This is a genomic window from Limosilactobacillus kribbianus (genome assembly GCF_026413145.1).
Classification (GTDB): domain Bacteria; phylum Bacillota; class Bacilli; order Lactobacillales; family Lactobacillaceae; genus Limosilactobacillus; species Limosilactobacillus kribbianus.
Genome location: NZ_JAOVYZ010000060.1, coordinates 1 through 10,062 on the forward strand (window position 1 = coordinate 1; position 10,062 = coordinate 10,062).

Sequence of the window (10,062 nt, forward strand, 5' to 3'; positions counted from 1 at the left end):
GTCATTTGACGGACATCCTTTCATATAGGTTTGATTCACTTAATATGATACCTGATGTCACGCCGAATGGCGTTTTTGCATTTACCACCAATTAGGTGGCTAACTTCATTCTATAATCTACCAATTAATTTGACACTTTGGGTGAGCGAGTTAATTTAAAACCCTTTCAGGTGAAGTGTGACCCGTGGCGATTCTCCCCTTAAAAGCAAGTTCTAGCATTGAATTCATTATAAATTTGATGATGAAAAAACTTGCTATTTTTTCTAAAATGGACTTGAAAACTATGAATTTAATTATATTGGGTTTGTAGTCAATTATTAGCGATAATTGAAAATTTGAGGGGAGTTGGGAAGATGGTTTCAAAAAATAATGAATATTTGAAAAAAGTCATGCACTCGCACCGGGTTCCGCACTATGGTTTGCGGAAATTGGGGATTGGCGTGACCTCGGTTTTACTGGGAACAACGCTGTACTTCGGTGCTAATGCGCCAGCTGCAAATGCTGATACGGTAAGCGGGAACGAAGCTAACGGCAATGCGGGCGTCAACGTTACGCCAAACAGTGCTGCTACAAATGTCGAAAGTGGACAGAGTGTGGTGCTTGGTCAAGCTAGCCAGAATAGTGTAGCGCCGCAAACTGCGACCGCAAGTTCAAGTACGGCCCCAACAAGTCAGGCAGTAATTAGCCAAAATGCCACGCAAAGTGCAAACAGTGCGGTCACTAATACGCCCGTGAGCGCAAGTACAACGCCAAACTTGCAAAGCTCTGCGGCGGGGAGTAGTGCGCAAAACACGAATAGTTCAGCTGCCAACACCACTACCTTGAACGTTGCCTCAGCTAATCCGGTGACAGGTAATCAGGTGAAGGCATCACTGGCAGAAAATTCCGCAAATTATACTGTTAGTGATGTTAGTGGAAGTTTCACTGGCGATTGGGCTGGTGGTGCTTATAAAAGTGAAAACTTCGGTACTGTTGGCCTTAAAATGTCACTTACATTAGCCAATGCTGATACTTCCAAAACCGGTATAACCACTTTAAAGGCTGGAACAACTATAAATATAGCCAAAATAAAATCTACTAGTTCCAATGGGAAACTTTTTAATTTTTGGAACCATGGTGGTACGCACAATGTATATTACAGTGCAAATAATAAGCTAATTGGTCAAGTTGTGAAAATTGGTGACGGTGCGCAAACAGATATTAGTTTGGTAGTGAAAAATGACATTGTTGCTCAGGGTGCAATGAAGCTTAGCTTTGATTTTGATGATTTTGCGCTACTTAATTATCAAACCGATCAACATATTTATAAGAATGATGAACCATTTTATGAAACCATTAGTTTGACAGACAATGATGGTAAGACACTCAATACTTACAAGTATACTATTCAACATAGTTCTTATTCTGATAAGCGTATGGGCACAGATGCAGTTAATCCATATCCGAGCACTAATAGTGCACAATTGCAAGACTATGAACATCACTATTTAATTAAGAATCAGACAATTCAGAATGAGGTTCAAAACGGCGATAATTCGCACCTTAATTTCCAAGATACATATAAAGCTTATTATCGATTAACCTTAAGAAACCCTAGTAACTCTAATTATGGGATTCATGATTTAACTGCATACATTACTCCAGTGTTTTATCCAGTTACTAGTCAAGGCAAAATGAGTGATGAATATGTTATAGCGGCAGCTAAGCAACAAAAATTATATGAAGAAGCAAATAATCTTAGCCTATCACAATTGGATAAACTCGACTTTAGTGGAGCTGCTTATTCAAAACAAAATGATGGTAGTTATCTTTTCGTGTTTCATATTCCTAAGGAAGAATTATCATTATCCGCAAATAGTGATGTTAAAGATAAATTAAATAATTCGGCTACGGTGGTGTTTGATGAAGATGAGTCTAAAGCCCAGAATGTAATGTATCAATACTACTATAAGAATTTGCTAAAGGATCAAGCCCCAACATTTTTCTCAGCTATTAACTTTGAATTTAATAACCCGTTAAACTATGACACAACAGTTACAATGCATGTTTTGGATAGTAATGGTAATGAAAAGTATTCTGGAAATGTTCAGCCATCGCACGATAATTCTAAAACTCAGACTCAGGCTACTCTCAACATTAATTACATTAATATTAAGAACGGCAAATCATTGGGCTGGATAAGTTCCAGTCATAATCCGGGATCAATAAATTCAAATATTGATGTCAGCGCGAATAAATTCCCTGGATATAAGATAGTAAATAATCCACCTATTTCAGGACAAAAAGTGACGTTTGCAAATGGTGGTTCAATTACATTAAATGATAGCAATATTGCACCGTCAATTACAGAAAATGCTAAAACAATTAGTGTTTCTTATCCCAAGAATGAAAATGAAGTAAGTAACGTTTATATTTTTTATGCACCAGAGCAACAAAAAGCAAAAGTTATTTATCAAGATGTAACAGATTCAAATCACATCAAAAACTTGGATGAAGATGATGTTACTGGATCGTCTGATGATTCTTCAAACTACACAACGTTAAACAAGATTAAGGACCTTTCTCAAAAGGGTTATAAAATTCAAAGCGATGAGATTGATCAAATTAATCAGGACGGTACTGTTAAAACTTATGGCACGATTACTTTCGACCATGATAATACCAAAGATCAAATCTACCATGTCAAGTTAGTCCACAAGCTTCAGCCCGTCAGCCAGCAAAATACGATCACCCGTGACGTTACCTATAGTTTTAGCGATGGAACATCATTAAGTGCACATCATATTTCCAGCCCGGCGCAACAAAAGGTAACATTCACTGGAACCGGAACTCGCGATTTGGTTACGGGTAAGTATGTTGAAACCGACTCCAATGGTAATCCAAAGTTTGACAAGGACGGTAATGAGCTGACCACGAACGGTTTAGCTTGGACGCCAGCCACGCAAACCTTTGCTGAGATTAAGTCTCCACTGGTTGCTGGTTATACGCCTTCTAGTGCCAGTGCACAAGCGATTACGGTTAAGCCAGGTGACGGTAATTATAAGGAAACAATTGTCTATACTCCTGACCAAACTATTCAAAGCGTCACAGTTAACTACCTTGATGATAGTGAAGGTGGCAAGGTTCTACAAAAAGTCCAATTAGCTGGTCCGGAAAACGGGGATGCCAAGTACACCACGAAGGACACAATCGTCAGCCTGCAAAAGGCCGGTTACATCTTGAATGGGGATGACACTAACGGTAATGACCTGAAGTATGACGGTAAGACCTATACCGTGCATTTCCTGCATAATATTGTACCGGTAGATGCTAATAATCCAGAGCCAAATCTGGGTAAGGATGTTTTACAAAAGACCGTTACCCGGACAATTAATTATGTCCAAAGCAATGGTAAGATTGGTGATACCGAGATCGAGTCCGTCACCTTTAACGGAAGCGGAATGTATGACAAGACTACTGGTCAATTGGTCAACGTCACTTACAACAAAGGTGTGGCACAAATTACTGGTCCAGGCACACTGACTTGGACACCGGGCAAGACTTTTGATGCAGTGGTTTCACCAGCTGCTGTAGCGGGCGAGCACATTGCCTTGGTAACGCCAAACAATCAAGCTGATGGGACCAATGTAAAGGCATTAGCAGTTGATCACAATAGTGAAAATAGTGTCGTTAACGTTTACTACGTGAAGGACGATGTAACGACTGCAAATGCCCAGACTTCGCAGTCAACGCAACGGATTCACTTTATTGACCAGGATGGTAACACTTTATTGCCAGATAATGTTCAGACAATTAGCTTTACGCGGACGCCAGATACGATTAATCATACGACTAACCAGACCACGCCAGGCAAGTGGAACAAGACTGGTGATACATACGGCATGGTTACAGTACCAACTTTGAGTGGCTACACGACAACTAAGAAGACGGTCGGCGGTGGCACCGTTAAGCCAGGTGACAAGGATACTGAAATCACGATTGTTTATAAAAAGAATGGTAGCCTGATTCCAGTTGATCAAAATGGTAATCCGATCAAAGGCGCACCAACGCCGCAATACCCAACTGATCCGACCGATCCAACTAAAGTTAAGTCTGATGAAGTTATTCCGACGATTCCGGGTTATCGGCCAGCGGATGGCCAGTCGACGACGATTACACCGACCGATCCGGTTCAAAACACCAATGTTCGTTACACCAATGAACAAGTCGCGGTAGTAGAATATATTGACGCTACGAGTGGTAATATTTTGGCAACCTCGGGCCCAATCTATGGCGAGTCCAACGGAGTTATCAATTACAGCACAAAGAACGAGCTAGCTGCTTTAGGTGCTCAGGGTTATAAGGTTGTTTCCAATAATTTTGATACCCAGACGCCACAGATGTTTGACCATGATGTTTATACCCAACAGAACTATCGGATCCTGTTAAGTAAGCAGAATTCACAAGGTAGCCAAACTAGCCAGGGATCGCAGAGTCAAGGCAGTGAGACCAGCCAAGGCTCACAGAGTCAAGGTAGCCAGACGAGTCAAGGTTCGGAAAGCCAAGGCAGCCAAACGAGCCAAGGTTCAGAAAGCCAAGGTAGCCAAACCAGTCAGGGCTCACAGAGTCAAGGCAGTGAAACGAGTCAAGGCTCAGGAAGCCAAGGTAGTCAGACCAGCCAGGGATCGCAGAGTCAAGGTAGTCAAACCAGCCAAGGTTCGGAAAGCCAAGGCAGTCAAACGAGTCAAGGTTCGGAGAGTCAGGGCAGTCAAACGAGTCAAGGCTCACAGAGTCAAGGCAGTCAGACCAGTCAAGGTTCACAGAGTCAAGGTAGTCAGACCAGCCAGGGATCGCAGAGTCAAGGTAGTCAAACGAGCCAAGGTTCGCAAAGCCAAGGCAGTCAAACGAGTCAAGGTTCCGAAAGCCAGGGCAGCCAGACTAGCCAAGGCTCGCAGAGTCAAGGCAGTCAGACCAGCCAAGGTTCACAGAGTCAAGGCAGTCAGACCAGCCAAGGTTCACAGAGTCAAGGTAGTCAAACGAGTCAAGGCTCACAGAGTCAGGGCAGTCGGACCAGCCAGGGATCGCAGAGTCAAGGTAGTCAAACGAGCCAAGGTTCGCAAAGCCAAGGCAGTGAAACGAGTCAAGGTTCCGAAAGCCAGGGCAGCCAGACTAGCCAAGGCTCGCAGAGTCAAGGCAGTGAGACCAGTCAGGGCTCGCAGAGCCAAGGCAGCCAAACTAGCCAAGGTTCGGAAAGCCAAGGTTCGGAAAGCCAAGGTAGTCAGACAAGTCAAGGTTCACAAAGCCAAGGCAGTGAAACGAGCCAGGGCTCAGAAAGCCAAGGTAGCCAGACGAGTCAGGGCTCACAGAGCCAGGGTAGTCAGACAAGTCAGGGTTCCGAGAGTCAAGGCAGTGAAACGAGTCAGGGCTCCCAGAGTCAAGGCAGTGAGACGAGCCAAGGCTCACAGAGTCAGGGCAGTGAAACGAGTCAAGGCTCGCAAAGTCAAGGCAGTCAGACGAGTCAGGGCTCCCAGAGTCAAGGCCGTGAGACGAGCCAAGGTTCACAGAGTCAAGGTAGTCAGACGAGTCAAGGTTCGCAAAGCCAGGGCAATGAGACGAGCCAAGGTAGTCAGATCAGTCAAGGCTCCGAGAGTCAAGGCAGTGAAACGAGTCAAGGTTCACAAAGCGAAGGCAGTGAGACTAGTCAAAGCTCACAGAGTCAAGGCAGCCAGACCAGTCAGGGTTCGGAAAGTCAAGGCAGTCAGACCAGTCAAGGTTCAGAAAGTCAAGGTAGCCAGACCAGTCAGGGTTCACAGAGCCAAGGCAGTGAAACAAGTCAGGGCTCCGAGAGTCAAGGCAGTGAGACGAGCCAAGGCTCACAGAGTCAAGGCAGTGAAACGAGTCAAGGCTCACAGAGCCAAGGTAGTCAGACCAGTCAAGGCTCCGAGAGTCAAGGCAGTGAAACGAGCCAAGGTTCTGAGAGTCAGGGTAGCCAGACCAGTCAGGGTTCACAGAGCCAAGGCAGTGAAACAAGTCAGGGCTCCGAGAGTCAAGGCAGTGAGACGAGCCAAGGCTCACAGAGTCAAGGCAGTGAAACGAGTCAAGGCTCACAGAGCCAAGGTAGTCAGACCAGTCAAGGCTCCGAGAGTCAAGGCAGTGAAACGAGCCAAGGTTCTGAGAGTCAGGGCAGCCAGACTAGTCAGGGTTCACAGAGCCAAGGCAGTGAAACAAGTCAGGGCTCCGAGAGTCAAGGCAGTCAGCCAAGCCAAGGTTCACAGAGTCAAGGCAGTCAGACGAGTCAAGGCTCACAGAGTCAAGGCAGCCAAACTAGCCAAGGTTCACAGAGTCAAGGTAGTCAGCCGAGTCAAGGTTCAGAGAGCCAAGGCAGTCAACCGAGTCAGGGCTCACAGAGCCAAGGTAGTCAGACCAGCCAAGGTTCACAGAGTCAAGGCAGCCAGACGAGTCAAGGTTCACAGAGTCAAGGTAACCAGACCAGTCAAGGCTCACAGAGTCAAGGTAGTCAAAGCTCTCAGACTCCAACCGCTGACACTGAAAAGGTAGTTATCAAATACGTTGACCCAGATGGCAACCCTATCACAACCGACACAGTCACCGGCAAGAGTGGACAGCCGATCAACTACGACCAAACCAAGACGATCACTGATTTGGAGAACAAGGGTTATGATGTCACGAACATCACCAACCCAACGACCGGTCAAAACTTCGACAATAACCCATCCGTCGATCAAACCTACACTGTCACGGTCAAGCATGGCACGGCCCAACTCGGCCCGAATGATTCACATGAATCTGGTACACCAATTAACCCGAACGATCCAAACAGTCCTAAGTGGCCTGCTAAGGATACCTACAGCAAGGACTACACCTACACGGTTCACTTTGTCGGTCCAAATGGTGAGACCTTAACCGGCGATAACGTGCAGACTTCAACCTGGACGCGGACCGTCACGGTTGACAAGGTCACTGGAAAAGTCATCAGTGGCACGGACTGGACGCCAAGTCAAAAGAAGTACAGCGATGTTCAGGTACCGGTTGTCGATGGTTACTACACCACGCAAAAGACAATTACCGGCCAACCAACGGTTCAAAAGAACATCTCAACGACGGTTTCCTATCAGAAGTTAGGCCAGATCGTTCCGGTAGATCAAAACGGTAAGCAGGTCGGCACTGGTCAGACCTACCAGAATGATCCAAACGATCCAACTAAGATCGCTGAAAACCAGACTGTGCCATCCGTCAACGGCTACACGCCAACGACCAGCACGGTCACGCCAACCAATCCGGGCGAGAACACGACGGTCACCTACACGAAGAACGGTGATAATGGTTCGACGACCAACGGTGGCAATACGACGAATACTGGTCAGAACACTAATAATGGTCAGAATAGTAACGGGAGCACTAATGGTGGTCAAAGCGCTAACAGTACTACTAATGGTTCGTCAACCACTAATGACGATCAAAATGCTAATGGCAATACGGGTTCTAACCAGAACACCACTGCTGAACAGGGTACCAGCAATGGAACCGTTGCTGGTAATGGCACTTACAACGGCAACACTGCTGCTAACGGTCAGTTGAGTACTGGCACGAACGGTCAGACTGGTAACGGTGGCGGTTACGCCGGAACAGTTGCTAATGGACTGCAAGGTCAAGCCGCAAGCACGGTCAGCGGCACTAGCAACGCTGCTTCCAATGGTGGCAACAACATCACGCTCCCACAGACTGGCAACGATACCGACACCAGTGCGATCTTAGCGGCTGCCGGAATTGAGTTAGCGGGTGCACTCGGCCTGGCCGGGCTCGCCGCCAAGAAGAAGCGTGAAAACTAAATATTCATTGCTCGTAGCAGAGTCTGCTCAAAGAGTAAATAACCTCCCCAAATTTATTTACTTGATTCGAAACCAGGTGGATGGTTGCGGGCAATGAAAAAGAGACTTCAGTAGCTCAGCCGAGTTGCTGGAACCTCTTCCTTTTTCATGCGCAAAAAGGGGATAATAGGGGAAAACGGAGGGAACCACCATGAAAAAAGTGCGTTTAATGGAAGCAATCATTTTCTTTATTGGATGGAATTGCCTTTTCCTATTAGGAGCAGATTTCCCACCGCCGCGGGGCTTTATCTGGCTGGTGGTGGCAACCGGTGTGCTAGCCGTGATTCAGGATTATTACCTGCGTTTCCTCTTTCCCCGGATCAACCAGCCGCGGATCTTTCTTTACAACGAATTCTTATTTGGCTGCGCGGGAATAGTAGTGGCACTTGTTTTTGCCCTGCCCCACCAGCAGACCGGTAATTCCCTGCTGACCTGGATTCTGATCATCACCCTGGTAGCATTGCTTTACGGGACTGTCTTTTTTGTGTTTAATAAGTGGCTCGTCAAGCATCATTTGATGAAGTGAGAGCCCACTGACTTAATTTTATTAATTTAATAGCCTAATAAATCAAACTAAAATAAAATTCACTTACGAAAATTAATTCATTCTGGTAAAGTAACCAATTGTGTCTAAAAGAGAATTAATTGGAGGAGTGATTTTTGATTATGAATACTCAAGCGCGCCGGCATGTTCGCCATCCCAAACTGGCAATGGTCAGCATGCTCCTGGGGGCCTTCGTGGGAATGCTCAGTGAAACCTCGCTGAACATCGCCCTGCCTAAACTGATGACGGCCCTCAACATCAACACCGCGACCATTCAGTGGCTGGTGACCGGCTACATGCTAGTCATCGGGATCATCTTGCCGCTGTCGAGCCTGATCTCGAAGTGGTTTACCACCCGGCAGATCATTATCTTCGCCCTCAGTGACTTCATCGTTGGGGCGATTATCTCGGCGTTAGCGGGCAATTTTCCCGTCCTTTTGATTGGCCGGATGATTCAAGGAATTGGGACAGGCTTAATCCTGCCGCTGATGTTTGCCGTGGTTTTGCAGATCTTCCCGCCGCAGAAGATCGGGGCCGTCATGGGGGTCTGCGCCCTGGTGATCATGTTTGCCCCGGCCATCGGTCCCACGCTAACCGGCCTGATCCTGGCCCAGCTTTCTTGGCACTGGATCTTCTGGCTGTTTGTGCCATTCCTTCTAGTTGCCCTCTTGTTTGCGATTAGCTCCCTGGAAAACGTCGGTCGGATCACCCGGCCCCACGTCGACGTCCTCTCGATCATCGAATCCGCGGTTGGCTGCTCCGGCCTGGTCATCGGCGCCAGCCTCTCCAGTCGCGATGGTTGGCTCTCGGTGCCCGTTCTGGCTGCCTTGATTATCGGCTTGGTTGTTCTGGGCCTGTATGCTTACCGGCAATTGCATCTGGAAACGCCGATCTTGAACCTGCGTGTTTTTAAGAATCGCTCCTTTGCGATCGGGTCGACCCTGGTGATGCTGGACTTTGGGATCATTCTGTCGGCCATGTACCTGCTGCCGATGTATATCCAAAACGGATTGTTACTGCCAGTCGCCTTAACCGGGATCATCATGCTGCCGGGTGGGGTGATCAACGCGCTGACCTCTGCCGTGGCCGGTCGCTTGTACGACAGCATCGGTGCCAAGAAGCCGGCAATGCTAGGCTTTGCAATTGCCCTCGTCGGTGCGATCATGCTGGCCTGCACCAGTACTCACTCGTCGGTCGCCTACGTGATTAGCGCCCACGTGATCTTGATGATCGGCTGCCCGCTGGCGATGTCGCCTTCCCAGACTAGCGCCCTCAACTCGCTGTCGGGAATGGAATCGGCTGACGGCAGCACCATTCTTAACACCATGCAGCAAATTGTCGGCGCCCTGGCAACGGCCTTGGCGACCAGCTTTCTGGAGTTGGGTCGCCACTATGCCAGTGGATCCGCTGCTGCTCGTTTCACCACCGGCGCACACTGGGGCTTTTACTTTACGATTGTCCTCGTGGTGATCGCTTTGCTGTTGACCTTCCAGATGACGGCCAAGCCCCACAGCAGCGATTTGCAAGAGGCAGATTGTAAAATTTAAGTTGAACATTTAAGTGGACAGAAAAACCCATCAAGGTCTTTAATGGTGTTACCGTACAATCCATTAGAAAGAAGGACCTTGATGAGCACCACTATTTTATCAT

General features: G+C 47.3%; 3 protein-coding genes. All 3 read left to right on the forward strand.

The window, feature by feature from the left end; all coding sequences use genetic code 11:
- Positions 1-389: 389 nt before the first annotated feature.
- A complete protein-coding gene (locus tag OCT58_RS09370; RefSeq protein WP_368669261.1) occupies positions 390-7,829 on the forward strand; it encodes a mucin-binding protein in 7,440 nt (2,479 codons plus the stop codon).
- Positions 7,830-8,019: 190 nt separating this feature from the next.
- Positions 8,020-8,394, forward strand: a complete 375-nt coding sequence (locus OCT58_RS09375; protein ID WP_267202579.1) for a hypothetical protein — start codon at positions 8,020-8,022, stop codon at positions 8,392-8,394.
- A gap of 140 nt (positions 8,395-8,534) precedes the next feature.
- The gene (locus OCT58_RS09380) at positions 8,535-9,959 is read left to right on the forward strand and encodes a DHA2 family efflux MFS transporter permease subunit (RefSeq protein WP_267202580.1); all 1,425 of its coding nucleotides are present in this window, start codon (positions 8,535-8,537) and stop codon (positions 9,957-9,959) included.
- Positions 9,960-10,062: the final 103 nt, after the last annotated feature.

What these genes read in the sequence shown, in the direction of transcription:
- OCT58_RS09375 (WP_267202579.1), top strand. Translation starts at nt 8,020, where the DNA reads ATGAAAAAAGTGCGTTTAATGGAAGCAATCATTTTCTTTATTGGATGG.
- OCT58_RS09380 (WP_267202580.1), top strand. Translation starts at nt 8,535, where the DNA reads ATGAATACTCAAGCGCGCCGGCATGTTCGCCATCCCAAACTGGCAATG.
- OCT58_RS09370 (WP_368669261.1), top strand. Translation starts at nt 390, where the DNA reads ATGCACTCGCACCGGGTTCCGCACTATGGTTTGCGGAAATTGGGGATT.